The organism is Microbacterium sp. 77mftsu3.1 (assembly GCF_900100525.1).
GTDB lineage: Bacteria > Actinomycetota > Actinomycetes > Actinomycetales > Microbacteriaceae > Microbacterium > Microbacterium aquilitoris.
The window spans coordinates 103,552-128,303 of sequence record NZ_FNCR01000003.1; the positions used below are offsets into that span (position 1 = coordinate 103,552).

The 24,752-nt window shown below is 68.5% G+C and carries 28 protein-coding genes and 1 tRNA gene; 15 read left to right on the forward strand and 14 right to left on the reverse strand.

Annotated features, from left to right (window positions below; all coding sequences use genetic code 11):
• Positions 1 to 20: 20 nt before the first annotated feature.
• Positions 21 to 503 (reverse strand): CarD family transcriptional regulator, encoded by a 483-nt coding sequence (locus BLR68_RS09040; RefSeq protein WP_018187148.1) that lies wholly within the window; start codon positions 501 to 503, stop codon positions 21 to 23.
• Between the two features lie 133 nt (positions 504 to 636).
• Here BLR68_RS09040 and BLR68_RS09045 point away from each other — a divergent pair, with 133 nt between their 5' ends.
• Complete coding sequence (locus BLR68_RS09045; RefSeq protein ID WP_018187147.1) at positions 637 to 1,122, forward strand: hypothetical protein; 486 nt, start codon at positions 637 to 639, stop codon at positions 1,120 to 1,122.
• Positions 1,123 to 1,187: 65 nt separating this feature from the next.
• On the opposite strand, the gene BLR68_RS09050 is transcribed toward BLR68_RS09045, so the two are convergent.
• A complete protein-coding gene (locus tag BLR68_RS09050; RefSeq protein WP_018187146.1) occupies positions 1,188 to 1,871 on the reverse strand; it encodes a response regulator transcription factor in 684 nt (227 codons plus the stop codon).
• Positions 1,868 to 3,061, reverse strand: coding sequence for a sensor histidine kinase (locus BLR68_RS09055; protein WP_018187145.1), 1,194 nt, complete (start codon positions 3,059 to 3,061; stop codon positions 1,868 to 1,870). Before BLR68_RS09055 ends, BLR68_RS09050 begins: the two co-directional genes overlap by 4 nt.
• A gap of 177 nt (positions 3,062 to 3,238) precedes the next feature.
• On the opposite strand from BLR68_RS09055, the gene phoU reads away from it, so the two are divergent.
• Positions 3,239 to 3,910, forward strand: a complete 672-nt coding sequence (gene phoU / locus BLR68_RS09060; protein ID WP_018187144.1) for a phosphate signaling complex protein PhoU — start codon at positions 3,239 to 3,241, stop codon at positions 3,908 to 3,910.
• A gap of 79 nt (positions 3,911 to 3,989) precedes the next feature.
• On the opposite strand, the gene BLR68_RS09065 is transcribed toward phoU, so the two are convergent.
• Positions 3,990 to 4,739 carry a phosphoglyceromutase gene (locus BLR68_RS09065; RefSeq protein ID WP_018187143.1) on the reverse strand — a complete coding sequence of 250 codons (750 nt, stop codon included), beginning with the start codon at positions 4,737 to 4,739 and terminating at the stop codon, positions 3,990 to 3,992.
• A gap of 41 nt (positions 4,740 to 4,780) precedes the next feature.
• On the opposite strand from BLR68_RS09065, the gene BLR68_RS09070 reads away from it, so the two are divergent.
• Positions 4,781 to 5,605, forward strand: a complete 825-nt coding sequence (locus BLR68_RS09070) for a class I SAM-dependent methyltransferase (protein WP_018187142.1) — start codon at positions 4,781 to 4,783, stop codon at positions 5,603 to 5,605.
• Positions 5,606 to 5,649: 44 nt separating this feature from the next.
• Here the strand turns inward: BLR68_RS09070 and BLR68_RS09075 are convergent, their stop codons facing one another.
• From BLR68_RS09075 to BLR68_RS09090, 4 genes are all read right to left on the reverse strand, one after another.
• On the reverse strand, positions 5,650 to 6,744 hold the full coding sequence (locus tag BLR68_RS09075; RefSeq protein ID WP_026302891.1) for an FUSC family protein: 1,095 nt from the start codon (positions 6,742 to 6,744) through the stop codon (positions 5,650 to 5,652).
• A gap of 2 nt (positions 6,745 to 6,746) precedes the next feature.
• Positions 6,747 to 7,826 (reverse strand): CAF17-like 4Fe-4S cluster assembly/insertion protein YgfZ, encoded by a 1,080-nt coding sequence (locus tag BLR68_RS09080; RefSeq protein ID WP_018187140.1) that lies wholly within the window; start codon positions 7,824 to 7,826, stop codon positions 6,747 to 6,749.
• On the reverse strand, positions 7,826 to 8,431 hold the full coding sequence (locus BLR68_RS09085; RefSeq protein ID WP_018187139.1) for a nitrobindin family protein: 606 nt from the start codon (positions 8,429 to 8,431) through the stop codon (positions 7,826 to 7,828). The genes BLR68_RS09080 and BLR68_RS09085 overlap by 1 nt, the downstream gene beginning before the upstream one ends.
• A gap of 169 nt (positions 8,432 to 8,600) precedes the next feature.
• The gene (locus BLR68_RS09090; RefSeq protein WP_018187137.1) at positions 8,601 to 8,894 is read right to left on the reverse strand and encodes a hypothetical protein; all 294 of its coding nucleotides are present in this window, start codon (positions 8,892 to 8,894) and stop codon (positions 8,601 to 8,603) included.
• A 109-nt stretch (positions 8,895 to 9,003) separates the two neighbouring features.
• On the opposite strand from BLR68_RS09090, the gene BLR68_RS09095 reads away from it, so the two are divergent.
• The 8 genes from BLR68_RS09095 (at position 9,004) to BLR68_RS09130 (ending at position 18,157) form a co-directional block, all read left to right on the forward strand.
• On the forward strand, positions 9,004 to 9,690 hold the full coding sequence (locus tag BLR68_RS09095; RefSeq protein WP_018187136.1) for a response regulator transcription factor: 687 nt from the start codon (positions 9,004 to 9,006) through the stop codon (positions 9,688 to 9,690).
• A 67-nt stretch (positions 9,691 to 9,757) separates the two neighbouring features.
• Positions 9,758 to 11,926, forward strand: a complete 2,169-nt coding sequence (locus BLR68_RS09100; protein ID WP_018187135.1) for an RNA degradosome polyphosphate kinase — start codon at positions 9,758 to 9,760, stop codon at positions 11,924 to 11,926.
• Positions 11,923 to 12,861, forward strand: coding sequence for an NUDIX hydrolase (locus tag BLR68_RS09105; protein ID WP_018187134.1), 939 nt, complete (start codon positions 11,923 to 11,925; stop codon positions 12,859 to 12,861). Before BLR68_RS09100 ends, BLR68_RS09105 begins: the two co-directional genes overlap by 4 nt.
• Before the next feature lie 136 nt (positions 12,862 to 12,997).
• Positions 12,998 to 14,113: a phosphate ABC transporter substrate-binding protein PstS gene (locus tag BLR68_RS09110; protein ID WP_018187133.1), complete on the forward strand. Its 1,116-nt coding sequence runs from the start codon at positions 12,998 to 13,000 to the stop codon at positions 14,111 to 14,113.
• Between the two features lie 82 nt (positions 14,114 to 14,195).
• Positions 14,196 to 15,158 carry a phosphate ABC transporter permease subunit PstC gene (gene pstC / locus BLR68_RS09115; RefSeq protein ID WP_018187132.1) on the forward strand — a complete coding sequence of 321 codons (963 nt, stop codon included), beginning with the start codon at positions 14,196 to 14,198 and terminating at the stop codon, positions 15,156 to 15,158.
• On the forward strand, positions 15,158 to 16,249 hold the full coding sequence (pstA, locus tag BLR68_RS09120) for a phosphate ABC transporter permease PstA (protein ID WP_018187131.1): 1,092 nt from the start codon (positions 15,158 to 15,160) through the stop codon (positions 16,247 to 16,249). Before pstC ends, pstA begins: the two co-directional genes overlap by 1 nt.
• 30 nt (positions 16,250 to 16,279) lie before the next feature.
• Positions 16,280 to 17,059, forward strand: a complete 780-nt coding sequence (pstB, locus tag BLR68_RS09125; RefSeq protein ID WP_018187130.1) for a phosphate ABC transporter ATP-binding protein PstB — start codon at positions 16,280 to 16,282, stop codon at positions 17,057 to 17,059.
• 288 nt (positions 17,060 to 17,347) lie between these two features.
• Positions 17,348 to 18,157, forward strand: coding sequence for a type IV toxin-antitoxin system AbiEi family antitoxin domain-containing protein (locus BLR68_RS09130; protein WP_018187129.1), 810 nt, complete (start codon positions 17,348 to 17,350; stop codon positions 18,155 to 18,157).
• Positions 18,158 to 18,276: 119 nt separating this feature from the next.
• Here the strand turns inward: BLR68_RS09130 and BLR68_RS09135 are convergent, their stop codons facing one another.
• The 4 genes from BLR68_RS09135 to sigK all read right to left on the reverse strand — a co-directional run bounded on the left by BLR68_RS09135 (position 18,277) and on the right by sigK (position 21,541).
• Positions 18,277 to 19,161: an aminodeoxychorismate lyase gene (locus tag BLR68_RS09135; RefSeq protein ID WP_018187128.1), complete on the reverse strand. Its 885-nt coding sequence runs from the start codon at positions 19,159 to 19,161 to the stop codon at positions 18,277 to 18,279.
• Positions 19,162 to 19,453: 292 nt separating this feature from the next.
• Positions 19,454 to 20,092, reverse strand: coding sequence for a hypothetical protein (locus BLR68_RS09140; RefSeq protein WP_018187127.1), 639 nt, complete (start codon positions 20,090 to 20,092; stop codon positions 19,454 to 19,456).
• Between the two features lie 76 nt (positions 20,093 to 20,168).
• On the reverse strand, positions 20,169 to 20,957 hold the full coding sequence (locus tag BLR68_RS09145) for an anti-sigma factor (RefSeq protein ID WP_018187126.1): 789 nt from the start codon (positions 20,955 to 20,957) through the stop codon (positions 20,169 to 20,171).
• On the reverse strand, positions 20,954 to 21,541 hold the full coding sequence (sigK, locus tag BLR68_RS09150) for an ECF RNA polymerase sigma factor SigK (RefSeq protein WP_018187125.1): 588 nt from the start codon (positions 21,539 to 21,541) through the stop codon (positions 20,954 to 20,956). The genes BLR68_RS09145 and sigK overlap by 4 nt, the downstream gene beginning before the upstream one ends.
• A 215-nt stretch (positions 21,542 to 21,756) precedes the next feature.
• Between sigK and BLR68_RS09155 the strand changes: the two genes are divergently transcribed.
• The 3 genes from BLR68_RS09155 (at position 21,757) to BLR68_RS09160 (ending at position 22,840) form a co-directional block, all read left to right on the forward strand.
• Positions 21,757 to 22,431 carry a fasciclin domain-containing protein gene (locus BLR68_RS09155; protein WP_018187124.1) on the forward strand — a complete coding sequence of 225 codons (675 nt, stop codon included), beginning with the start codon at positions 21,757 to 21,759 and terminating at the stop codon, positions 22,429 to 22,431.
• Positions 22,432 to 22,551: 120 nt separating this feature from the next.
• Positions 22,552 to 22,728: a glycine zipper domain-containing protein gene (locus tag BLR68_RS17975; protein ID WP_018187123.1), complete on the forward strand. Its 177-nt coding sequence runs from the start codon at positions 22,552 to 22,554 to the stop codon at positions 22,726 to 22,728.
• 39 nt (positions 22,729 to 22,767) lie between these two features.
• Positions 22,768 to 22,840: transfer RNA gene (locus BLR68_RS09160), tRNA-Lys, on the forward strand.
• A 9-nt stretch (positions 22,841 to 22,849) separates the two neighbouring features.
• Here BLR68_RS09160 and BLR68_RS09165 read toward each other — a convergent pair.
• Positions 22,850 to 23,377: a hypothetical protein gene (locus tag BLR68_RS09165; protein ID WP_256335356.1), complete on the reverse strand. Its 528-nt coding sequence runs from the start codon at positions 23,375 to 23,377 to the stop codon at positions 22,850 to 22,852.
• 291 nt (positions 23,378 to 23,668) lie between these two features.
• Between BLR68_RS09165 and BLR68_RS09170 the strand changes: the two genes are divergently transcribed.
• On the forward strand, positions 23,669 to 24,256 hold the full coding sequence (locus tag BLR68_RS09170; protein ID WP_018187121.1) for a 1-acyl-sn-glycerol-3-phosphate acyltransferase: 588 nt from the start codon (positions 23,669 to 23,671) through the stop codon (positions 24,254 to 24,256).
• Between the two features lie 28 nt (positions 24,257 to 24,284).
• Here the strand turns inward: BLR68_RS09170 and BLR68_RS09175 are convergent, their stop codons facing one another.
• The gene (locus BLR68_RS09175; RefSeq protein ID WP_018187120.1) at positions 24,285 to 24,683 is read right to left on the reverse strand and encodes a nuclear transport factor 2 family protein; all 399 of its coding nucleotides are present in this window, start codon (positions 24,681 to 24,683) and stop codon (positions 24,285 to 24,287) included.
• Positions 24,684 to 24,752: the final 69 nt, after the last annotated feature.

Below are 24,752 nucleotides of genomic sequence, written 5' to 3' on the forward strand. Positions count from 1 at the left end.
CCGGCCGTTCTGTCGACGTCTCAGGAGGCGAGGACCTCGTCGAGGACGGCGGATGCCTTCTCCTCGTCGGCCTTCAGAGCCAGGGCGATCTCGGAGATGAGGATCTGCCGCGCCTTCGCGAGCATCCGCTTCTCACCCGCGGAGAGACCGCGGTCCTGATCACGGCGCCAGAGGTCGCGCACGACCTCGCTCACCTTGATGACATCACCCGACGCGAGCTTCTCGAGGTTCGCCTTGTAGCGACGCGACCAGTTGGTCGGCTCCTCGGTGAAGGGAGCGCGAAGGACGTCGAAGACCTTCTCGAGCCCGTCCTTCCCGATCACGTCACGGACGCCCACGAGATCCACGTTGTCCGCGGGGACCTCGATGATGAGGTCTCCCTGGGTGACGTTGAGCTTCAGGTATTTCTTCGTCTCGCCCTTGATGACGCGATCCTTGACCTCGATGATGGTCGCAGCGCCATGGTGCGGATAGACGACGGTTTCGCCAACCTCAAAAAGCATGCAGTTGTGTCCTTTCGGCAACCTCCAGAATACCACAGGCGACATACGCTAGAGTTCGCCGCCCTCCTGCCCGACGCCCTCGCCGCGACCCCATAGGATGAGAGGGTCGCCGTTCGTGTCATCTGGAGGATCCGTGAAATCGCGTCTCATCGCGTCCCTCGCCCTGGGCGCTGCTGTCGTTCTGGGCACCACCGGCTGCAACATGCTGGCACCGCAGGCGACGACCATCCAGTACTCCGCGTCCGACGGCGTCAACGTCCCCGACTCCGGCCCGCTCAAGGTGCGCAACGCTCTGATCATCGCGAACGAGGACGGCACGCTCGGCAACCTGGTCGCCGCCGTCGTCAACAGCACCGAGGACGACCTGACGCTGAACGTCTCGATCGACGGCCAGGCGCAGAAGCTCGAGGTCGGTGCGAACTCGTCCGTCTCGCTCGGCGTCGACTCGGCCGCCATGCTCTTCGACGACGTGGGCAAGCCCGGCGCGAACGTCGACGTGTCCTTCCAGTCCGGCGAGGGTGAAGGCGTTCGCATCAGCGTGCCGATCCTGGACGGCACGCTCCCCTACTACACGCAGTTCGTGCCGACCCCGGCCGCGACGGCGACGCCCGCGAGCTGACCCGCGCGAGCACATGAAGAAGGCCCCCACCGCTGCGGTGGGGGCCTTCTTCATGTCGAGCGCGGTCAGGACTCGAATCGGTATCCGAGGCCGCGTACCGTCAGAAGCATGACCGGCTCGCTCGGGTTCTCCTCGATCCGCGATCGGATGCGTTTGATGTGCACGTCGAGCGTCTTCGTGTCGCCGAAGTAGTCGCTCCCCCACACTCGGTCGATGAGCTGCCCGCGGGTGAGGACACGGCCGGCGTTGCGCATGAGGAGCTCGAGCAGCTCGAACTCCTTCAGCGGCATGGAGATCTCCTTGCCGGCGACGGAGACCGTGTGACGGTCGATGTCGAGGGTCACCCGACCCCCCTCGATGACGCGGTCGTCGACGTCGAGGTCGTCGCTCTCGCTGCGGCGGAGGACCGCCCGCATGCGCGCCAGCAGCTCCCTCGAGGAGTAGGGCTTCGTGATGTAGTCGTCCGCCCCCAGCTCGAGACCGACGACGATGTCGACCTCGCTGTCCTTGGCCGTCAGCATGATGATCGGCACCTTCGAGGTGGATCGGATGACGCGGCACACCTCGGTTCCCGGCATCCCGGGGAGCATCAGATCGAGGAGGACGATGTCGGCGCCCCGGGACGTGAAGGCGTCGAGGGCCAGGCCGCCGTCCTCGGCGATCTCCACCTCGAAACCCTCCCGACGGAGGAGGTAGGCCAACGGGTCGGCGAGGTCGGGTTCGTCTTCGACGATCAGGACTCGGGTCATGGTGCGTTCCTTCTGGCGGGCGCCTTCGCGCCGGTCTTCTTCGGTTTCTTGTGCTTGCGGGGGATGGTGAGCTCGGAGGTGGCGACGAGAGGCAGGCGGATGGTGAAAGTCGACCCCCGTCCGGGGCGGGACCACAGTTCGACGGAGCCGCCGTGTCGCTGCACGGCGTGCTTCACGATCGAGAGACCGAGGCCCGTCCCGCCCGTGCGGCGGGATCGTGCCTGGTCGGCGCGGTAGAACCGCTCGAAGATGCGCTGCTGATCGCTTTCGGGGATGCCGATGCCGTGGTCCGCCACGGCGATCTCGACCGCTCCGTCCGCCGTGCGGACCCCGACGCCCACCTGCGCTCCCGCCGGCGAGTAGGCGATCGCGTTGGCGAGGAGATTGCTGACGGCCTCGGTGAGGATCTGCGGATCGCCGCGGACGAACAAGCCCTTGTCGCCGCCGCGCGCGACAGTGATGCCGGCGGATTCGGCGGTGACCGCCTGCGACTCGATGGCCGACCGCACCACCTCGTCGACCGAGACGTCGCGCATCTCGGCGATCTCGTCGGCGGACTGCAGGCGGGACAGGTTCATGATGCGGGAGGTGAGCTGTCCGAGGCGATTCGCCTCGGCGCTGAGACGGCGCGCGAAGTGACGCACCTGCTCCGGGTCGTCCGAGGCCGACTCGATCGCCTCGGCCAGCAGCGTCACCGCGCCGACCGGCGTCTTCAGCTCGTGGGACGTGTTCGAGACGAAGTCGCGCCGCATCTGCTCCACACGTTCGCGCTCGGTGATGTCGCGGATGACGATGAGGGTGAGCCGCGGGGTGATGACACTGGCGCGGGCAGCCACGACACGCGGCTCGACGCCACGCTTGAGCGTCATGTTCTCGAAGGCCGGAAGACCCGTCTGACGGGCGTTCCGGACCAGCAGGCGCAGTCGATCCGAGTCCAGGCTGTCGTTCACGCGCAGAGAGAAGACCTCGGCGGTCGCCGACGCGGCGAGGACGAGCATCGACGGATCGACGACGACGGCCGCGTCATCCATCCCCTGCAGGACCGAGGCCGTGCCCTCCGGCAGATCCGTCGACGTCACCAGTCGGGTGCGCTCTCGCGCCCGTACGGCGTAGACGACGAGGCCCACGGCGCCGGCGCCGACCAGGAGCCCCACGACGAGCGCCAGCAGCTCGAGCTGCGTCGAATCCATGCCCCCAGCGTAAGGTGGTCGCACCCCCGCAATCGGACGGATATCGGGCCGTGCGCCCCGCACCGCCGACTGTTCACCGTGTCGGCACCGACCGTTAACCTGAGCGCGGGAGGATCGCCGAGGTCTCCGCGCGACAGGTCGCGCCCCTCACCCGCCCGCACGAAGAGAAGGTGCTCCATGCGCGAAGTTTTCCACCAGTCCCTCGAGGACGTGCAGACCCGTCTCGTCGAGATCTCCGACCTCGTCACCGTCGCGATCGAGCAGGCGACCCGCGCCTTCGCGACGAGCGACGTCGCCCTGGCCGAAGAGGTCATCGACAACGACAAGGTGATCGACGACCGGGCCATCGAGCTCGATGAGCTCGCCATCGAGATCCTCGCCCGCCAGCAGCCGGTCGCGCGCGACCTGCGCATCGTCGTCGCCGCGCTCCGCGTCAGCGCGTCGCTCGAGCGGATGGGCGACATCGCGGAGCACATCGCCCAGCTGACGCGCATGCGCTTCCCAGAGCGCGCCGTCCCCAAGGGGCTCAAGAACACGTTCACGAAGATGGGCGAGATCGACACCGAGGTGGCCCGCACACTGGCCGATCTCCTCCGCACCGAGGACCTCTCGCTCGTGAACCGCCTCCACGAACTCGACGACCAGCTCGACGCCCTGCACCTCGCCGTCTTCGAGAAGGTGCTGAGCGACAACTGGCAGGGCGAGGCCTCCGCGACGGTCGACGCCACCCTGGCCTCGCGCTACCACGAGCGCTTCGGCGACCACGCCCTCTCCGTCGCCAAGAAGGTCTCATACCTGGCGACCGGCACGTGGGCGGCCGACCCTGAAGGTGTCGACGCCGAGGTCTGATCTCGCTCCGGGTCCGCCCGGACGACGAAGAGCGGATGCCGCGAGGCATCCGCTCTTCGTGTCTTCCGAGGTGTGCGGCTTACTTCTTGCCCTGCGAGGCGACCGCGGCGGCGCCGGCGGCGGCGGCCTCGGGGTCGAGGTATTCGCCCGGCCCGAGGGGCTCGAGGTTCTCGTCGAGGCGGTACACCAGCGGGATGCCGGTGGGGATGTTCAGCTCGGCGATGTCGTCGTCGCTGATGCCGTCGAGGTGCTTTACCAGTGCGCGCAGCGAGTTGCCGTGGGCGGTGACCATGACGGTCTTTCCGGACTTCAGGTCGGGGACGATCTCGCTCTGCCAGTAGGGAAGCAGACGGTCGATGACGATCTTGAGCGACTCGGTGCGCGGAACCTCGCCGTCGATGCCGGCGTACCGGACGTCGCCCACCTGCGTGTAGGGGTCGTCGTCGGAGATGTCCGGCGGCGGCACGTCGAACGACCGGCGCCACAGCATGAACTGCTCCTCGCCGAATTCGTCGAGGGTCTGGGCCTTGTCCTTGCCCTGCAGCGCGCCGTAGTGACGCTCGTTGAGACGCCACGAGCGCTTGACCGGGACCCAGAGACGGTCGGCCGCGTCGAGCGCGATGTTGGCGGTCTGAATGGCTCGCGACAGCACCGACGTGTGGAGGATGTCGGGGAGCAGGCCCGACTCCTTCAGCAGCTCGCCGCCGCGCTGGGCCTCCGCTTTGCCCTGGTCGGTGAGGCGGACGTCCACCCAGCCGGTGAACTGGTTGGACTTGTTCCACTCGCTCTGACCGTGCCGAAGAAGGATCAACGTGTAGGGGGCTGTCATGCTCGCAATCCTACCGGCGCAGGCGATGGGATCATGGGGTCATGACGCGTTCCGAGCCGGTCGTGGGGCAGGTGACCCGAGGGACGACGAACACCAACCGGCTTCGCCGTGTGGACCGCTGGATCGCGCGGCATCCGATCCTGCGACGGACGGCGGATCCGCTCGTGGTCGACCTCGGCTACGGGGCGAGCGGCGTGACCGCGTTCGAGCTCGAGGCGAGGCTCCGCCACGCTCGGCCCGACGTCGAGGTGCTGGGGCTCGAGATCGAACCGGCGCGCGTCGCTCGGGCGCGGGAGCAGCTCGCGCGCGTGCGAGCCGGCGACGGGGTTTTCGCCCCGGACGCGCGGGTGTCGTTCGCGCGCGGTGGCTTCGAGGTGCCGGTGCCGGGAGACCGTCGGCCCGCCGTCATCCGAGCGTTCAACGTGCTGCGGCAGTACGACGAGCAGGACGTCCCCGGGGCGTGGGCACGAATGGCGGCGCGACTGCGTCCCGACGGCATGCTCGTCGAGGGGACGTGCGACGAGCTGGGGCGCATCTCGACGTGGATCGAAGTGGGACCGGATGCCGCACCCCGCAGCCTCACGATCTCGTTGCGACTCGCGGAGCTCGACTCCCCCGCGATCGCCGCCGAGCGTCTGCCGAAGGCGCTGATCCATCGGAACGTCCCCGGCGAGCGCGTGCACGAGGTGATCGATGCGCTCGAGCGGGAGTGGACGCGCGCCGTCGCGGCCTCGTCGTTCGGTCCCGTCCAGCGATGGCGCTCGACTCTCGAGGCGTTGGCCGGCGCCGGCTGGCCGATCGGCTCGCGCTCGCGCTGGCGGCTGGGTGAGTTCACCGTGCCCTGGGAGGCCGTCGCACCGCGGTGACGGGGTGCGGGAGGCCGTCGCACCGCGGTGACGCGGTGTGCGTGTCACACTCGCGGGAGCAGCGCCCTCGCGTCGGCCGGGCTCAGCCCGGCCGCGCACAGGAGATCGGTCGCGAGAGGGCGAAGCGCGGTGACGAGAGTCTGATCGCCCAGCGAACCGTCGGGCACGAGCGCCACCGGGTCGAGGCGGGCGGCGACGGCGGTGAGCAGCTCGCGCGCGGCGGGCTCGAAGGTGATGTCGGTCAGGGAGGACTGCAGGAGATCGGCGCCACGCGTGAGGTCGAGGAGCAGATCCGCTGCGACGTCGCGCGTGCGACCGTCGTCGACGAGGTACACCGAACGACGGGCGACGACGCGGAGGTTTCGCACCGCGAGGTCCATGCTGATCCGCATCCGCTCGTAGCGTGCGAGTTCGAACCGCTGCCGCCGGAGGAACGGCGAGATGCGCGCGATGGCGATGCCGGATTCGACGGACGTCCGCCAGTCGTCGACGAGCGTCTGCAGACTCCGCGCCTTCTCGAGCCCGCGCTCCGCGCGCACACGACTGCCGCGACGCAGCCCCTGCGCGACGGTGCCCGCCGCGCCCTGGAACGCGTCGAACAGCCGGGCCGCGTCGGTCAGCGCGGTGCGGACAGGGCTCCGCGGGATGAGGGCGGTCACCAGAAGGGCCATCGCCCCGCCGATGAGGGCGTCGAGAAGACGGAGGAACGGCACCTGCGCCGGTACGACGACGACGATGATCGACTGGATCGCCGCCGCGATCGCGAACCCCGCCTGCGGAGACACGAACCGGGCGATCGACAGACTCACCGCGAGCGTCAGTGCCAGCTGCCACCAGCCGCTCCCGGCGGTGACGACGACGAGCTCCGCGACGAACACGCCGAGCACCATCCCGATGACGGTCTCGAGCACCCGCCACGGCCGGGCGTCGCGGACCAGGCCGAGGCTCGAGATCGTGACGGTCGCCGCGATCAGCGGGGCAGGATGCCCCAGCCCGTAATGCGCGATCGAGAACGCAGCGCTCGCGGCGACGACCAACTGCACGATCGCGACGGCCGACCCGCGCAGGCGCGCCCAGCCCTCCCGCGGATACTTCCGGACGGTGGGCACCGGAGCCGTGGCGGTCGGTTCCCCCGTCATCGTCAGCGGCGCTGGGAGAGTCGGGGCAGACGAGGGACGGATGCCGCGCGCCCCGCATCCGGTGGCACGACGACCTCCTGCGCGGCAGCGACCTCGCCGTCGCCGACCTCGACGGTCAGTGCGGCGTCGACGGGCACCGAGCGCTTCACGATCGCCAGCGCGATGGGACCTTCTTCGTGGTGACGGGCGACCGAGGTGACCGCGCCGACGTCGGCACCGTCGAGGCGGACGGCGCTGCCGACGGTCGGGAGCTCGGCATCCGACCCGTCGAGCTGGAGGAAGACCATGCGACGCGGCGGATGCCCGAGGTTGTGGACCTTCGCCACCGTCTCCTGCCCGCGATAGCAGCCCTTGTCGAGGTGGACGGCCGTGCGCAGCCAGTCGACCTCGTGCGGAAGGGTGCGTCCGTCGGCTTCGGCGCTCGCGCTCGGGCGCCAGGCCGCGACGCGCAGCGCGTCGGCCGCAAGGTAGCCGGCCAGTCGGACGTCGCCGCGGACGGCCGCCGCGGCGAGATCGTCCCAGGCGGCGCGCGGGACGACGGCTTCGGCCCAGTCTCGGTCCGCCCCGGGATGCGGCTGCGTCGCCGCGTACCCCCACCCGCCGACGCCGACGTTCGGCCATGGGTCACGCCAGACGACCGCGGCACCGAGCACGCCGACCGCTGCACCGGTACCCGCCACGACGCCGAAGTCGGCCGACGCATCCTGCGGATCCACGCGCAGCCGGAACCGCATGCGCGTCAGCCAGGTCAGCAGCCCCTGGGCGCGGTCCCGGTCGACGATGAGCCACGTCCGCTCCCCGTCATCGACGACGGATGCCGCGTGCTCCACGTGCCCCTGCGGGTCGAGCACGAGCAGCTCGGTGCCGACGGCGGGGGCCAGCGAGGTCAGCGCCTGCGAGGTGATCGAATCCAGCCACGTGAGCCGATCCTCACCGGCGACGGTCAGGACGACCCGGTCCTCAAGGGGCACGATCGCCGCACCGGCGGCGAGCTCGCGCTGCTCGCGGACCGGGTTCCCGAGGTGGGCGAGGCCCCGGTCATCGACGACGGCGCCGGGGACGGCCGCGAAGGCGTCGCTCATCACTGGACCTTCGCGAGCCGAGCGGAGGCGTGCGACGAGAGTGCGGACCCGAGGGCGGCGACGTCCCACGCCCAGAGCAGGTGCCCGTCGACGAGCCCGTACATCCGGGTCGCCGACGCGTACTCCTTGGCGCCGGCGGGGCGCACGATGGCGTCCGTCGCGATGTCGATCCGAGGTCCGCGGACCTGACCGAGGTAGAGCTCGCTGATCCCGTCGGAGTGGACGAGGGCCACCGTGATCTCGAAGCCGCCCGCCTCGGTGCGAAGCTCCTCGACGTCATGGACGGAGCGCGGCTCGGAGCGAGGGGCGAGGGCCGGAAGGAGCGCGGGACCGGCGTCCGCCTCGGTCGCAGGACGCGAGAGGCGCCAGTAGCCGGTCTCGGCGACGAGGTCGGTGCGGTTACCGTCGGCATCCTCGAACCAGGCAGTCGCCGAGTAGTTCAGGGCGTCGTCGCCGTCGTGGCTGAAGCTCACGCGGTGCGAGAACTCACCCGACATCGTCCGGCCCTGCGCGTCGTACTCGAGAACGCCGGTGCCTTCCCAGACACCCAGCAACCAGGAGAGCGGGACCAGATCAGCCGGAAGGTCCGTCGGCAGATCGATCACGAGCTCAGCGCTGACCGCGGTAGAGGTTCCAGACGACGACGCCGGACACGAACGCGATCGCGAGCGATGCGAGGCCGAGCAGCCCGACGAAGAAGAGTTCGAGTGCGACGAGATCCATGCCGTCCACTTTAGCGGCCGGATGCGGCCTCACGGTCGGCGGACGACGCGGTCACACCGAGGCGAGGAGTTCGGCCAGCGCGAAGCCCGCGCCCAGCAGCCCCATGACCACCAGCGCGCCGAGCACACTGGCCGAGATCCGGAGGATGAAGCCCTGCGAGCGCCCCGTCGCCAATTGGACGGCGAAAGCCAGGAAGAAGGAGAGCCCGAGGCCCACGAGCAGCCATGCCCCGCGCCAGTCCGGTTCGACGAAGATCCCGATGGCCAGGGCGATGAGAGCCGCCGCCACCCAGACGGCGATGACACCGGCGGCCCGCGAGCGGGGAAGGATCTCGGGCGAGGTCATCCCCCCATTGTTGCGCACGTCCCGGCGGTGCGCAGGGACGCGGCGCAGGCGGCACCGGGGCTACCCCTAAGATGAGACGCGGTTCCGAGTCCGCACCGGAGGGTCCCCCTTGGCACAGTTGCTCGTTCTGAGCTCCGCCGCCGGCGGCGACTCCGTCCTGCCCGCTCTCGAACTGCTGAGCCACCGCGTCCGGCAGATCCCTGCAGAGGCGGCGCAGCTCGTCAACGCCCCCCACGCAGACGTCGTCTTCGTCGACGCGCGGAAAGACCTCGTCGGAGCGAAGTCGCTCTGCAAGATCCTCACGACCACCGGGCACGATGCACCGCTCATCCTCGTCGTGACCGAGGGCGGATTGACCGCCGTCTCGCCCGACTGGGGCATCGACGACGTCATCCTCGTGGCCGCCGGCCCCGCTGAGGTCGATGCCCGGATCCGCCTCGCCGTGGGGCGCGTGTCCAAGGAGCAGGTCTCGACCCGCATCCAGACCTCCGGCATCACGATCGACGAGTCCTCCTATTCCGCGAAGGTCCACGGCCGACCGCTCGACCTCACGTACAAGGAATTCCAGCTCCTGCACTTCTTCGCGACGCATCCGTCCCGCGTCTTCACCCGCGAACAGCTCCTGAGCGAAGTCTGGGGCTACGACTACTTCGGCGGCACCCGGACCGTGGACGTCCACGTGCGGCGGCTGCGCGCCAAGCTCGGCGACCTCGAACAGCTCATCGGGACGGTCCGCAACGTCGGCTACCGCTTCAACGTGTACGAGGACGAGCAGCTGCCAGGCTCCCCCGCCTGAGCGCGACACAGCGGCATCCGCTCGTCGTGTTCACGCACGGGACACGTCCCCCTGCAATGATGTGGGGATGATCGACACCCAGGTTCACGACTCCGGACTGGGCGACGCGGACGACGACGACTTCGATGACGTCGTCGAAGCGTACGACTCGCAGCTCCCCGACAACCGCTATCTCGACCGCGAGCTCAGCTGGCTCGCCTTCAACCAGCGGGTTCTGGAGTTGGCGGAGGATCCGAACCTGCCGACCCTCGAGCGCGCGAACTTCCTGGCGATCTTCGCCAGCAACCTCGACGAGTTCTTCATGGTGCGGGTCGCCGGACTGAAGCGCCGCATCCTCACCGGACTCGCGATCCCCACCAACGTGGGGCGCGCACCGCTCGACGTGCTCACCGACCTCGCGACCGCCGCACACGCCCTCCAGGAGCGACACGCCGCGGTCTGGTCGGAGCAGGTGCGTCCCGCGCTCGCCGAGTCCGGCATCGAGGTCGTCTCGTGGGCCGACCTCTCGGACGAGGAGCGCGAGATCCTCTACGACTACTTCTCCTCGCAGGTGTTCCCGGTCCTCATGCCGCTTGCGGTCGACCCGGCGCACCCGTTCCCGTACATCTCGGGACTCTCGCTCAACCTCGCGATCCGCATCCGCAACGCGCGCACCGGCCGCCAGGAGTTCGCGCGTCTGAAGGTGCCCCCGATGATGCCGCGACTCGTCGAGGTCCGGAAGGACGGCAACACCGTCCGGTACCTCCCCCTCGAAGAGCTGATCTCCGAGAACCTCGGCGACCTCTTCCCCGGCATGGAGATCCTCGAGCACCACACGTTCCGCCTCACCCGCAACGAGGACGTCGTCATCGAGGAGGATGAGACCGAGAACCTCATCCAGGCGCTCGAGGCCGAGCTGCTGCGTCGCCGGTTCGGCCCGCCGATCCGCCTCGAGATCACCGAGGACATGGACGACGTGACGCTGTCGCTGCTGCTCGACGAGCTCGACATCACCGACAACGACGTCTACCGTCTGCCCGCCCCGCTCGACCTCCGCGGCCTGTTCTCGCTGTCGCAGATCGAACGGCCCGACCTGCGCTACCCGGCGCACGTGCCGAAGACGGCGACACCGTTCCAGCCCGCGGAGCAGAACGGCCGGGCGGATCTGTTCGCGGCCATCCGCAAGGAGGACATCCTCGTCCACCACCCGTACGAGTCGTTCACGACGAGCGTCGTCTCGTTCCTGCAGCAGGCCGCGCGCGATCCGCACGTGCTGGCGATCAAGCAGACCCTCTACCGGACCTCGGGCGACAGCCCCATCGTCGAGGCGCTCATCAACGCGGCCGAGAACGGCAAGCAGGTGCTGGCCCTGGTCGAGGTGAAGGCGCGCTTCGACGAGGCGGCGAACATCGGCTGGGCGCGCACGCTCGAGAAGGCCGGCGTTCACGTGGTCTACGGCCTCGTGGGCCTGAAGACCCACTGCAAGCTGCTGCACGTCATCCGAGAAGAAGACGGCGCGCTCCGCAGCTACAGCCACATCGGCACGGGCAACTACAACCCGAAGACGAGTCGCATCTACGAGGACTACGGCCTGTTCACCGCGAACGAGCAGGTCGGTCGCGACCTCACCCGTCTGTTCAACGAGCTCAGCGGGTACGCGATCGAGAAGAAGTTCAAGCGGCTCCTCGTCGCTCCCCTCCACCTGCGCAAGGGGCTGCTGCGTCTCATCGACGCCGAGCGTCGCAATGCGCTCGACGGCAAGCCCGCGTACGTGCGCATCAAGGTCAACTCGATGGTCGACGAGCAGATCATCGACGCCCTGTACCGCGCCAGCCAGGCGGGGGTGAAGGTCGACGTGTGGGTGCGCGGCATCTGCTCGCTGCGCACCGATCTGCCCGGGGTGAGCGATAACATCACGGTCCGCTCGATCCTCGGTCGCTACCTCGAGCACTCCCGGATCTTCGCGTTCGGCCACGGCGGCGAGCCGCAGGTCTTCATCGGCAGCGCCGACATGATGCACCGCAACCTCGACCGCCGCGTCGAGGCGCTCGTACGAGTGACCGCGCCCGCCCACGTGAACGAGCTCATCGAGCTGTTCGACCTCGCGATGGACGACTCGACCAGCTCGTGGCACCTCGGCTCCGAGGGCGAGTGGACGCGTCATCACCTGGCCGCCGACGGCACGCCGCTGGTGGACCTGCAGGAGAAGACCATGGCGGCGGTGCTCCGTCGGCGACGCCAGCGGGCGGTGCGATGACGGAGACCGCGGTCTACGCCGCAGGCGGCGTGGTGTGGCGGATGCTCGACGGCAAGCTCCTCGTCCTCGCCATCCACCGCACGAAGTACCGCGATGTGACGTTGCCGAAGGGCAAGGTCGATCCCGGCGAGACGCTCGCCGAGACTGCCGTGCGCGAGATCCACGAGGAGACCGGCATCCGCGTCAACCTCGGGGTCCCCGTCGGCGTCTCGACGTACCGCATGCCCAGCAAGCGGACGAAGATCGTGCACTACTGGAGCGCGCAGGCCACCGGGAAGGCCATCCGCGAATCGGCGTTCGTCCCGAATCGCGAGATCGCCGCAGTCGAATGGATGCCGGCGCGAAAAGCCCTCGCGAAGATGAGCTACCCGGTCGACGTGGAGATCCTGGAGAACTTCCTGCGCCTCGTCGACGACGGCGTGCTCGAGACCTTCCCCCTCGTCGTCCTCCGTCACGCGAAGGCGACGCCGCGGGAGGAATGGTCGGGAGCGGATGCCGAGCGTCCCCTCGCCGGTCGCGGCAAGAAGCAGGCGAAGTCGATCGTCGGACCGCTCCGCGCCTTCGGCGTGCGGCGCGTGTACTCGAGCGACGCGGTGCGCTGCGTCGACACCGTCGCACCGCTGGCGGAAGCATTGCGCCGCGACATCCACCGCACCTCGACGATCTCGCAGGACGCCTGGGATGCCGGCGATGCGGATCCGCGGACGCTGGTCGGCAAGCGGGTGCGCGCGCGCAAGTCCGCCGTGCTGTGCTCGCACCGGCCCGTCCTGCCCGAGCTGATGCACGAGATCGCCCTCGCGACGGGCACGGTGAAGGGCTCCTATCTGGGCGAGTCCTCCGCCCTCGAGCCGGGTGCGTTCTCCGTGGTCCATCTCTCGGCCACCAACCCCGGATCGGGGATCGTGGCGATCGAGACGCACGCCCCCCAGGTGTGATCGGCCAGACGAATCCGTTCGGACCGGGTTCGTTCACCTGTCGTTCACCTCTGGAGCGGAACCTGGTCACCGGCGGCTCTTAGCGTCGAGCCAGCCCCGCACCCGGGGTGTCCCGATCACCCGAAGGAAATCACACGTGAAGCTCAACCGCATCGCCCGCGTGGGCGCTGTCGCAGCAGTCGCCGTTCTGTCGCTCTCCGCTTGCGCGGCGAACGAGGGCACCCCCGCTGGCGGCAGCCAGCCCTCCGACGGCGGAACCGCTCTGTCGGGCACCGTCAAGGCCACCGGCGCCTCCTCGCAGGGCGCCGCCCAGCAGGCATGGACCGCCGCCTTCCAGAAGGCGAACCCGGACGTCACGATCAACTACCAGCCGACCGGATCGGGAACGGGCCGCGACAACTTCATCGCCGGCTCCAGCAACTTCATCGGCTCGGACCGCGCGTACACGGCCGACGAGATCGCCGCCGGCAAGTTCGGCGCCTGCGCGACCCCCGACATCATCGAGGTCCCCGCGTACATCTCGCCCGTCGCGGTCGTCTTCAACCTGGACGGCGTGAAGAAGCTCAACCTCACCCCCGAGGTCATCGCCGACATCTTCAACGAGAAGATCGAGAAGTGGAACGACCCGGCGATCGCCGACCTGAACAAGGACGTCACGCTCCCGGACCTCGCCATCACGCCCGTCTTCCGCGGTGACGAGTCGGGCACCACCGGCACCTTCACCTCGTACCTCGCCTCGGTCGCCCCGACGGAGTGGCCGTACGAGGACGACGACGCCTGGCCCGTCAAGACCACGCGCTCCGAGGCCGCACAGCAGACCTCGGGCGTCGAAGCGACCGTCAACGGCGGCAAGGGCACCATCGGCTACATCGACGCCTCGCGCGTCGGCGAGCTGGGCTCCGCCGCCATCAAGGTCGGCGACGACTTCGTGCCGTTCTCCTCGGAGGCCGCCGCCGAGCTCGTCGCATCGTCGCCCCTCGAGGAGGGCCGTAACGGCGGTGACCTCGTCTTCCAGGTCGACCCCGCGAAGGCTCCCGCCGGCTCGTACCCGATCGCTCTGGTGAGCTACCTCATCGGCTGCGCGCAGTACGAGAAGCCCGAGACCGCCGACATCGTCAAGGCGTACTTCTCCTACATCGTCAGCGAAGAGGGCCAGAAGGTCGCCAACGAGGCCGCCGGTTCCGCTCCGCTGTCGACCGAGGTCGCCGAGAAGGCCCAGACCGCGATCGACATGATCAGCGCCAAGAAGTAAGACCCTCGCTGCTGGTGGCTCCCGCTCGTCGGGAGCCACCAGCAGCACTCACGTCCGCCCCGCTTCCGACCCGAGGACTGCGATGCCCCCCACCACCGATCTGGTCGCCGACCAGGACACCGCCCGGCGACCGGTGCGCCGACGCGGCGATCTCGTCTTCTCGAGCACCGCGCTGGGCGCGGGCATCATCATCCTCATCGTCCTCGCCGCCGTCACGCTCTTCCTCATCGTGGAGAGCATCCCGGCCTTCACCGCGAAACCCGATGAGACGCAGTTCCTGAACGGGGAACCGTTCTGGCAGTACGTCTGGCCGTTCGTCTTCGGCACCCTCTGGGCCTCGGTCATCGCGCTCGTCGTCGCGACGCCGCTGGCGATCGGGATCGCCCTCTTCATCTCGCACTACGCACCGCGGCGGCTCGCCTCGGTGCTCGGCTACGTCATCGACCTGCTCGCCGCCATCCCCTCCGTCGTGTACGGACTCTGGGGTGCGCTGGTGTTCTCGCAGCTCCTGCAGCCGTTCTACGTCTGGCTGAACGAGAACTTCGGCTGGATCCCGTTCTTCGCCGGCGCGGTCTCTCCCGGCGGCCGCACGATCCTGACCGCATCCCTCGTCCTCGCGGTGATGATCCTCCCGATCATGACCGCCATCACGCGCGAGGTCTTCCTGCAGACTCCCGTCCTCCACGAAGAGGCGGCACTCGCCCTCGGCGCGACGCGCTGGGAGATGATCCGGATGGCCGTGTTCCCCTTCGCCCGCGGCGGCATGGTCTCGGGTGCGATGCTCGGCCTCGGCCGTGCCCTCGGCGAGACGATGGCCGTCACGATGGTCCTCTCGGCCACCGGCGCGGTCACTTTCCAGGTGCTCAACTCAAGCAACCCGACGCCCATCCCTGCGAACATCGCCCTGAACTTCGGTGAGGCGTACGGCGACGGCGTCAACGTCCTCATCGCGACGGGCCTCATCCTCTTCATCGTGACCTTCGCGGTCAACGCGATCGCCCGGTGGGTCGTCAACCGCCGTGCCGAGTTCTCTGGAGCGAACTGATGACCACCCTCACCCGCTCCGAGACCCGCACGCCCGTGGGCAACTCGCTCACCGCGGGACAGCTGCCGAAGTGGATGCCGTGGGTGCTGCTCGCCGGCGCGCTCGTGCTCTCCGGCATCCTGTTCGCCATCATGAACAGCAGCGGCGACGTGGCCGAGTTCAACATCGCGGGTGCCACCTTCGTGGGTGTCGTGCTGTTCGCGATCGTCCTCGTCATCCTGTCGAGCGTCGTCGAGACGCGGCGCCGCGCAGCCGACCGGCTCGCGACCGTGCTGGTGTCGATCGCCTTCACGATCGCGCTGCTCCCGCTCATCTCACTGCTGTTCACCGTCGTGGTCAACGGCATCGCCCGGTTCGACCCGACCTTCTTCTCCAACTCGATGCGCAACATCGTGGGTGAAGGCGGCGGCGCCGTGCACGCGATCTGGGGCACGCTCATCGTGACCGGCTGGGCCACCGTCATCTCGGTGCCGATCGGTCTCATGACCTCGATCTACCTCGTCGAGTACGGGCGCGGCCGGGTCGCGAAGCTCATCACCTTCTTCGTGGATGTGATGACCGGCATCCCGTCGATCGTCGCGGGTCTGTTCATCGTCGCCGTCTGCGCGCTGCTGTTCGGGCCGGGCCTCAACACGGGCTTCATGGGCTCGCTCGCCCTGTCGGTGTTGATGATCCCCGTCGTCGTGCGCTCCAGCGAGGAGATGCTGCGCCTCGTCCCGAACGAGCTGCGCGAGGCGAGCTACGCCCTCGGTGTGCCGAAGTGGCTGACGATCGTGAAGGTCGTCCTCCCCACCTCGATCGCCGGCATCACGACGGGCATCATGCTGTCGATCTCGCGCGTGATCGGTGAGACCGCGCCCCTGCTGCTGACGGCCGGGTTCACCCAGTCGCTGAACATGGACGCGTTCGACGGCCCTATGATGACGCTCCCGGTGTTCGTCTACGACCAGTTCCAGAACCCCGGCACGAACATTCCCGCCGCGCTCGAGCGGGCCTGGGCCGGAGCGCTCACGCTCATCATCATCGTCATGGCGCTCAACCTCATCGCACGCTTCGTCGCGAAGAAGTTCGCCCCCAAGTTCGGCCGCTGACCCGCGGCATCCGACAGAAAGCACCCCGAAGTGTCCAAGAGCATCGAAGTCAACGACCTCAACGTCTACTACAGCGAGTTCCTCGCCGTGGAGGGCGTGTCCCTCGACATCGAGCCCCGTAGCGTCACCGCCTTCATCGGGCCGTCCGGATGCGGCAAGTCCACGTTCCTGCGGACACTCAACCGCATGCACGAGGTCATCCCAGGCGCCCGCGTCGAGGGCGAGGTGCTGCTCGACGGCGAGGACCTGTACGGTCCCGGCGTCGACCCCGTGCTCGTGCGCCGTCAGATCGGCATGGTCTTCCAGCGTCCGAACCCGTTCCCCACGATGTCGATCCGCGACAACGTGCTCGCCGGTGTGAAGCTCAACAACTCGCGCATCTCGAAGTCCGACGCCGACGCCCTCGTCGAAAAGTCGCTGCGGGGTGCGAACCTCTGGAACGAGGTCAAGGACCGACTCGAGAAGCCCGGCTCGGGCCTGTCGGGCGGTCAGCAGCAGCGCCTCTGCATCGCACGTGCGATCGCCGTGTCACCCGACGTGCTGCTGATGGACGAGCCCTGCTCGGCCCTCGACCCCATCTCGACCTTCGCGATCGAGGAGCTCATTCAGGAGCTCAAGAGCGAGTACACGATCGTCATCGTCACGCACAATATGCAGCAGGCGTCGCGCGTCTCGGACAAGACCGCGTTCTTCAACATCGCCGGCACCGGCAAGCCCGGCAAGCTCATCGAATACGACGAGACCGGCACCATCTTCACCAAGCCGTCCGTGCAGGCCACCGAGGACTACGTCTCGGGTCGCTTCGGGTGATCCCGTAGTTCGGGACGAGGGATGCTGCGCGGGAGCGTGGTGTCCCTCGTTGTGGTTTGTGGGGGTGCGGGCGGCGTAGCGTTCGGGCGTGGCGTGGCGTGGGCGGCGTGGCGTTCGCGGATGCAATATGTGGCGGGCGACACGCGGCATCCCGAGCCTGAACGGCGGGGTGTCGCGGCGGGACTATTGCGTCCGCGGACTTCTCCCCCGCGGGGGTGGGATGCCGGTTCTCCCCGACCAGCGCTGGGTGAGGCACGAGTGGGTCGGGCGCGGGCGAGGCTCGCGGGTATGTGCGAGCTCCGGCATCCGATCGTCCGTCTGCGGCAGCTGCTGGATGCCGGGTGGTCGCAACGGCGGGTGCAGCGAGCGCTGCGTTCCGGCGAGCTCGTGCGGGTGCGGATCGGCGTGTACGCCTGGCCCGAGACGTGTGCGGAAGCCCGCCTGGCTGCGAAGCACGGCGGGGCGCTGGCGTGCGTGACGGCGGCGCGGCACCGCGGGCTCTGGGTGCTGGACGACGATCGGATGCCGCATGTCTGGATGCGGCCCGGGCAGCGCACGTACGACGACTCCTGCGACTGCACCGAGCATTGGGATGCCGCCGGCCCTGGGGAGGACCGACGGGAACCGTCGTTGGCGAGGATCCTGCGACAGATCCTGACGTGCCACGGCGGTGAGGCGTTCTTCGTCGCGCTGGAATCCGCGCGACGGCAGGATCTGCTCGACGGCGACGACATGCGCTGGCTGAGCCGGAACGTGAATCAGGACGGGCGGGATGCGCTGGCGCTCAGCCGGGACGACGCCGACAGCGGACTCGAATCGATGCTGCGCTGGCGGCTGCGGGAGCTCGGGCTGCGCGTGCAGACCCAGGTACGCATCGCCGGCGTCGGCGTGGTCGACGCGCTGATCGGCGACCGACTGATCATCGAAGTCGACGGTCGCGACAACCACGACGGGCCGTCGCTGCGCCAAAAGGACCTCGTGCGCGACGCCAACGCGGCGATGTGGGGGTACGTGACCCTGCGGTTCGACTACGCGCTGATCGTGCACGACTGGGACATGGTCGAGCGCGCGATCCTCGGGGCGCTCGCGGGGTTGTGAACGACTGCGCCGCGTGCGCGGATGCAATGGATCGGCGGCGACACGGCATCCCCGGCCCGCCGCGCGGCGTGTCGGGGCGGGACTATTGCATCCGCGAACCCGCTGACGGGGCCGACGGGTCAGTCGCGCGGGCTGAGCAGGTACTGGTTGAAGGATGCCGTGAGTTCGGCGTCCACGGGCAGGGACCGCTCGTCGACGGCCGTGATGGGCGCGGCGAGGCGGACGCTCGAGACGAGCCAGGCGGCATCCGCGTCGTGGAGCGCCGACACGGGCAGGGTTTCGTACGCGGTCTCGAAGCCGCGCTCGGCGAGGTGGTCGAACAGGCTCAGCTGGGTGGTCCCGTGAAGGATTCCGCCGTTCGGCGCCGGCGTGACGAACGTGTCGCCCCGCCGGATGATGAGGGAGGCGGTCGGCGCCTCGAGCACGAAGCCGTCGGAACTCACGAACACCGCGTCATCGGCACCGCGACGCTTCGCCTCGCGGATCGCCGCCATGTTCACGGCATACGACAGCGTCTTCGCGCCGAGTAGGAGCCAGGGCGCCCGCCCGGGCAGGTCGATGCTGTATCCGCGATCGAGGACGGCCACGGCGATCCCCTCGGTGCGCGGCTTCGTGAAGTCCGCCGCCGGCGCGACCGTCACCCACGCAGTCGGGGTGGGGCCGTGCTCCACACCGCGGCTCAGGATCAGCTTGATGACCGCCTCGCCCTGCCCCGACGCCGCCTGCGCGCGGACGATCGCCTCGCGCCACTGCCCGAGGTTCGGCGCGGGCAGCTCGCAGATCTCCGCGGAATGAGCCAGCCGCGCGAGGTGCGGCTCGACCTCCTGCGCATGACCGTCGACGACGCCGATCGACTCGAAGATCCCGTCGCCGCGCTGCGTGCTCAACTCCCCCACGGTGAGCGCCGGAGCGGAGGGATCGATCTCGCTGAACGTGTCGGCGAAATCGGTGCGCGCATCGTCGGATGCCGCGGGGTCGATCATGAGAGCGAAGCGCCAAGCCATGCCACGAAGCCTACGCGGCGGCATCCGTGTCAGCGGATGCAATGGTTCGCGCGCGACACGCCGCCCACTCGACCCGGGATGCCGCGTGTCGCCGCCGATCTCTTGCATCCGCGCACGCCTTGAGCCGCACCCCGACACGCCCGGCCGCACGAAAATCCTCGGCTGACCGGAATACCTCGGGGGCCCCTCCGTTACACTTTTCTAGCCGGGCCGCAGTAACCCCGGGCTCCATCTTCAGCCGCTGCGAGCGGCCACGCGCCGAGAGGCGTTCTGCGGCCCGGCACTTTCATGTCTACGTGAGGCCGTCCCGGCGCCAGAGAGCCGCGGCCGCCGCCAGATCACTCGCATACGTGTCGAGGCGCAGGGCCCGCGTTGTGAACGTCGACGCCCGCATGGGCTCGCTCTCGTCGTAGTCGTCGGCGAGATCGGTCGCCCCCGCCGACACGACGCGCGAGAAGGATGCCGCCCGCTCGAGCGCGAGCGCGAAGTCGCCCGCGAACACTCCCCGCAGGATCAGGTCGATGAGCGAGACGAGCTCGTCGGGGCTCGCCGGAGCGGGCGCCCCCGCGATGACGACATCCGCCGACGACAGCCGCGTGCGCCCGCGCTCGTAGAGCAGTGCCGCGGTCGTCGGGTCGTCGTGGATCATCAGCTGCAGCAGGTAAAGCCGCCACAGCGCGCCAGGCAGAGACCGTGCGGGCGAGTGCGCCCAGAGCTCCGCGATCGTCGCGATGCCGTGCGCATCGGTGAAGGTGACGAGCCGGTCGATGACCTCATCGTGCGGCTGCTCCCGCACCCGCGACAGCAGAGCGGATGCCGTGGCGTGAGCCACGCGGCTGGCTTCAGCGGGATCGTCGGCAGCGAAGTTCCGGTCGAACGAATCGGGTGAGCGGCGGACCGGCTTGTGGAAGTCGCGGGACGCGTCGGACATCGTTCCAGGCTACCCCCGCAACGACGAACCCCGCCCGGACGGAGCCGAGGCGGGGTTCGTGGTGAGCGGGGGGCGATCAGGCGGTGGGGATGGCGATGATCGGCTTCGTCGTCGGCTTGCCATCGGGCGATCCGCCCGCCTGCTCGACGGTGACGGCGATCACGTCGCCAGGCTTGAAGTCGCCGTCGAGAAGTGCGGTGACGTCGTCGGACGGGTCGAAGGTGCCGGCGGCGATCGGTTCCTCACCACGGACGAACCACAGCTCGAACGTGCGGTCGTCGGCGATCTTGGGGGCGTCGTCGGTGGTCAGCACGACCTTGCCGAGCTCAGCCGACCAGTGGAGCTCAGCCTCGCCGCCATCGGCGAACTGTCCGGTGACGGTCTGCCCGTCGGGAGCGGACTCGATCTGCTCGAGAGCCTGGACCTCGAGGGGCGTACGAGCCTGCTCGACGAGCGAGCCCACTCCCCAGCCGATCCCGACGAGGAGAGCGGCAGAGGCGACGAGGGCGAACAGCCCACGGGTCCAGTTGCGTCGTTCCACGGTCTGGACGGCCTCGGTGGGCGGTCCGGCGGGAACGGTCTCGCGCTCCGGTTCGGGAGCGGGTACGGATGCGTCGGCGGCGGCCACCGGCATCCGCTGCGGCATCGCGCTGATCTGGTCGAGGAGACGTGCTCGCACCTCGAGCGGTGGGGCTTCTTCACCCATGCCTTCGGCCAGGAAACCCGCGACCTGTGCATCGGCGTCGACGAGGGCTTCCCACTCGGGGTGAGCGGCGAGGGCCTGCTGGTACGCCTGCTCGTCCTCAAGCGACAGAGCATCGAGCGCGTGCCCTGCCGAGAGTTCGGCGAACTCCTTCTCGTTCACAGTGTCACCCCCATCTCCTGTCGTAGGCGGTTCAATCCATCGCGCATTCGCGTCTTGATCGTTCCGAGCGGTGCTCCGAGGAGCGTTGCGATCTCGCTTTGGCTGTACCCCCCGAAGTAGGCGAGGGTCAGTGCTTCACGCTGGGCATCAGGCAGAGTCCGGAGTGCGCGCACGACGCGGCGTCCTTCGATCCTCAGCTCGACTTGCTCGGCGATGCTCTCTTCTTGTGTGTACGCGTCACGAGCTCCGACTCGCGCATCGCGGTCCGAACTGGACTGCGAAGCGCGAACTCGATCCACGGCCCGACGATGTGCCATCGTCAGGATCCAGCTTCTTCCTTGACCCTTGTTCGGAGCGAAGGCGGAAGCGGATTGCCAAATCTCGAGGAACACCTCCTGCAGGACTTCCTCGCTCTGGGAGGGGTCGACGAGGACCCGTCGGATCAGACCGAAGACGCGGGAGGACAGCATGTCGTAGAGCTCTGCGAAGGCCGCCTGGTCGCCACCGGCGATGCGGACGAGGAGCTCACCGGCATGATCTGCCGTCTGCCCGTCGTCGGGGACTTCAACACCGTCGATAACCATTCCGACAAGCATGCCATTACGCGCGCACCCAGACGCGCAGGCGCGAGTGGGAAGTCCTGGTGAGACGTGCAGATCGAGACGGATCCGTGACCCGCTGGACCCCCGCGTCGACCGCTCCGGAAAAAATCTCGGCAGATGTGCAATCCGTTTGCCTAGTGGTTCCGAAGACCTGTTATCGCCGCCGCAGAGGGCGGTCCCAACACATGGAGGAAATCATGCTCAGCACGAAGAAGAAGATGACCGCAGCACTCTCTCTGACGCTGGCCGGCGCCTTCGCCCTGGCCGGATGTTCGTCGAGCGCAACGCCCGAGGCCGGAAACACCGATGACGGCATGCAGTCGCAGGCTCCGATGGAGTCGGCATCGCCCGAGGCCACCGAGGGCGGCATGGACACTGCGTCGACCCTCGTCGGCCCCGGCTGCGCGGACTACGCCGCAGCTGTTCCGGACGGCGCCGGTTCGGTCGAGGGCATGTCGAAGGACCCGGTTGCGACCGCGGCCTCGAACAACCCGCTTCTCAAGACGCTCACCGCTGCTGTCAGCGGCCAGCTGAACCCCGACGTCAACCTCGTCGACACGCTCAACGGCGACAAGTTCACCGTCTTCGCTCCCGTTGACGACGCGTTCGCCAAGATCCCGGCCGCCACGATCGACGGCCTCAAGACCGACTCGGCCACGCTGACCAAGATCCTTACGTACCACGTGGTCCCCGGCGAGATCGCTCCGGCCGACATCGACGGCACCCACAAGACCGTCGAGGGCCAGGACCTCGAGGTCACCGGCTCGGGCGACGAGCTCATGGTCAACGACGCCAAGGTCATCTGCGGTGGCGTCGAGACCGCGAACGCAACCGTGTACCTCATCGACTCGGTGCTGATGCCCCCGATGTAATTCACGGTCTCCTGACCGGCGGCGTCGTCGAAGCTCTGCGGGCTTCGGCGGCGCCGCCTCCTTTTGCGTTTCCTTCTTCCGGGGGATGCCGCGGGCGTGCATCCTGCCTAGCGTCGAAGCATGGCGGAGAACAACAAGCAGGAGATGTCGTTCGGACTGTGGATCGCGTTCGGAATGATCGGCGGCACGATCGCCGGAATGCTCTTCCTCGACAACATCGGCCTCGGCGCCGCCTTCGGCCTCTCGTTCGGGATCATGTTCGGCATCATCTTCAGCTCGCAGAAGAGCATCAAGTGACGGATGCCTCCACCCTCGCCTATTAGGCTGGATCACTGAGGGCCTCTAGCTCAGTCGGTAGAGCATCGGACTTTTAATCCGCGGGTCGTGGGTTCGAGCCCCACGGGGCCCACCTCTGTTGTCAGCCGCCGGGGCGGAGGACGGCCCAGCCCGCGTTCAATTCATCCGCGAACATCTTGAGCTGCACGAGGGTGTCCGCGTCGTAGGCGATGCCCTCGATCCTGCCGGGCGCGCCACAATCCTGGGTGACGGACGTCGGCCCGACGGGATTGGCCGGTTCCTCGCCTTCGGCGGGAGCCGGGGTCCATTCGAGCGTCACCCGGGCAGTCGACGGACTGCAGTCGAAGTCGATCACGTACCGCTCCCCGGCCTTCACCACACCCGAGACGGTCGCCTCGCCTTCGGAAACGCCGTCGGCCCCCTCGGCGACGAAGGTGATCCGCGAGAGCTCGTCGTCAGCGACGCCGGGCACGGCATAGTCGCCGTCGACCGTCGCGGGAGGGCTGGCGACGGACACCGTGGGAGAAGGCATCGCCGGCGGCGGAGGCGTCGTCGCGTCGTCTTCCAGATCGGTCGTGGAGACACACCCCGCGAGCACCATCGACGCGGCGAGCATCACAGCGGCAGTCCACATCGGGCGTCGGCTCATGGGCGCCACGTTACCTGCGAAGCAGGATCGGCCGAGGGTGCAGTGAAAGCGGAAACCGTAGTCCAAGCTCAAGAGACTCAAGGAGTCCGACGAGCGCTGGGGCGAATGACGGGTGGCTGCCCGCGCTCGTAGCCGCGGGACATCCGAGCAAGAAAAAGCCCCGACTGTTACCACACAGCCGGGGCGAGACGAATGAGAAGTCCGCCTATCGATCCCAACGCTACCGCGGCAACCTGAGAGTCGACCCGGCGCCTCGAGCCGTCGACAGCGCGGGAGCGTTACGGTTGCGGAATGCTCCGCCTCGTCGCCCGGGTCTATTGGACATTCAGCAGATGGACGCTCACAACTGAGCCCGCGCCGACCCGATCTACCGTCGTCCTCGGGGCGCCGCACACCTCCAACTGGGACTTCGTGCTCATGCTGGCGATCGCGTGGCGCCTGAAGATGCGCTTCCGCTGGCTGGGCAAAGAGAGCCTCTTTCGCGGCTGGCGCGGCCCACTGATGCGCTCGATCGGCGGCATCCCGGTCGACAGAGCGAACCCCACCGGGGTGGTCGACGCTCTCGTCCGCCGCATCCGTGACGGCGAGGTCTTCGGCCTCGTGGTGACGCCCGAAGGCACGCGCGGCGGCGTCGAACACTGGAAGTCGGGCTTCTACCGCATCGCCCGAGAGGCCGACCTTGGCGTCACGCTCGGATACGTGGATCGCTCGACCATGACAACCGGACTGGGGCCGACGCTCACGCTCACCGGCGACGTCGGCGCGGACATGGATGCCATTCGCACGTTCTACTCCGACAAGTCGGGGCTGCGTCCTGCTCGACGCGTCGAGCCTCGCTTGCGCGAAGAGGACGAGCCTCGGCCGGCAGCCTCGGCTTAGCCGCACCAAAATTCGGCGACAAGAGGTCCTACTCTTCCGTCTCCGCTGCGGCCGATGTCACATACCAATCGGTGAACGACCTCGCGCGGCCGTCATCCGTCAAGCGAATGACCATGAGGTTGTCGTAGCGCCGACTCTTCGTCGTTGCGCCCGGGTAGCTGGTCCGGCCGCGGATGATCGCGATGTCGCCGTCGACCGCCGTGAGCTCATGCTCGAATGACCACGTGCCGGGCTCATCCTTCTGACCGAGCCAACCCGCGAGGATGGCGTCGTGGCCGATCCATGGCTCGGTCGAGGGGCCGTCGCGGTACTCCGCGTCTGGCGTGAACAGAGACCGGATGTCGTCCGGGTCGTTGGTCCCCCACGCACGGACGTATCGGCCGATCCAGTCGTTGGCGGCTACCGCCGCTGCCTCGCGATCCCACATGGCCTCAGGCTCGCTGACGCGTGCGGCGAGCGCAAGGTGCGTCGTCGCGCCACAAACATCGGCTAACGA

Coding starts and splice junctions, on each gene's coding strand:
- BLR68_RS09040 (WP_018187148.1), bottom strand. CDS start 503: ATGCTTTTTGAGGTTGGCGAAACCGTCGTCTATCCGCACCATGGCGCT.
- BLR68_RS09050 (WP_018187146.1), bottom strand. CDS start 1,871: ATGACCCGAGTCCTGATCGTCGAAGACGAACCCGACCTCGCCGACCCG.
- BLR68_RS09055 (WP_018187145.1), bottom strand. CDS start 3,061: ATGGATTCGACGCAGCTCGAGCTGCTGGCGCTCGTCGTGGGGCTCCTG.
- phoU (WP_018187144.1), top strand. CDS start 3,239: ATGCGCGAAGTTTTCCACCAGTCCCTCGAGGACGTGCAGACCCGTCTC.
- BLR68_RS09065 (WP_018187143.1), bottom strand. CDS start 4,739: ATGACAGCCCCCTACACGTTGATCCTTCTTCGGCACGGTCAGAGCGAG.
- BLR68_RS09070 (WP_018187142.1), top strand. CDS start 4,781: ATGACGCGTTCCGAGCCGGTCGTGGGGCAGGTGACCCGAGGGACGACG.
- BLR68_RS09075 (WP_026302891.1), bottom strand. CDS start 6,744: ATGACGGGGGAACCGACCGCCACGGCTCCGGTGCCCACCGTCCGGAAG.
- BLR68_RS09080 (WP_018187140.1), bottom strand. CDS start 7,826: ATGAGCGACGCCTTCGCGGCCGTCCCCGGCGCCGTCGTCGATGACCGG.
- BLR68_RS09090 (WP_018187137.1), bottom strand. CDS start 8,894: ATGACCTCGCCCGAGATCCTTCCCCGCTCGCGGGCCGCCGGTGTCATC.
- BLR68_RS09100 (WP_018187135.1), top strand. CDS start 9,758: ATGATCGACACCCAGGTTCACGACTCCGGACTGGGCGACGCGGACGAC.
- BLR68_RS09105 (WP_018187134.1), top strand. CDS start 11,923: ATGACGGAGACCGCGGTCTACGCCGCAGGCGGCGTGGTGTGGCGGATG.
- pstC (WP_018187132.1), top strand. CDS start 14,196: ATGCCCCCCACCACCGATCTGGTCGCCGACCAGGACACCGCCCGGCGA.
- pstA (WP_018187131.1), top strand. CDS start 15,158: ATGACCACCCTCACCCGCTCCGAGACCCGCACGCCCGTGGGCAACTCG.
- BLR68_RS09130 (WP_018187129.1), top strand. CDS start 17,348: ATGTGCGAGCTCCGGCATCCGATCGTCCGTCTGCGGCAGCTGCTGGAT.
- BLR68_RS09135 (WP_018187128.1), bottom strand. CDS start 19,161: ATGGCTTGGCGCTTCGCTCTCATGATCGACCCCGCGGCATCCGACGAT.
- BLR68_RS09140 (WP_018187127.1), bottom strand. CDS start 20,092: ATGTCCGACGCGTCCCGCGACTTCCACAAGCCGGTCCGCCGCTCACCC.
- sigK (WP_018187125.1), bottom strand. CDS start 21,541: ATGGTTATCGACGGTGTTGAAGTCCCCGACGACGGGCAGACGGCAGAT.
- BLR68_RS09155 (WP_018187124.1), top strand. CDS start 21,757: ATGCTCAGCACGAAGAAGAAGATGACCGCAGCACTCTCTCTGACGCTG.
- BLR68_RS17975 (WP_018187123.1), top strand. CDS start 22,552: ATGGCGGAGAACAACAAGCAGGAGATGTCGTTCGGACTGTGGATCGCG.
- BLR68_RS09165 (WP_256335356.1), bottom strand. CDS start 23,377: ATGAGCCGACGCCCGATGTGGACTGCCGCTGTGATGCTCGCCGCGTCG.
- BLR68_RS09170 (WP_018187121.1), top strand. CDS start 23,669: ATGCTCCGCCTCGTCGCCCGGGTCTATTGGACATTCAGCAGATGGACG.
- BLR68_RS09175 (WP_018187120.1), bottom strand. CDS start 24,683: ATGTGGGATCGCGAGGCAGCGGCGGTAGCCGCCAACGACTGGATCGGC.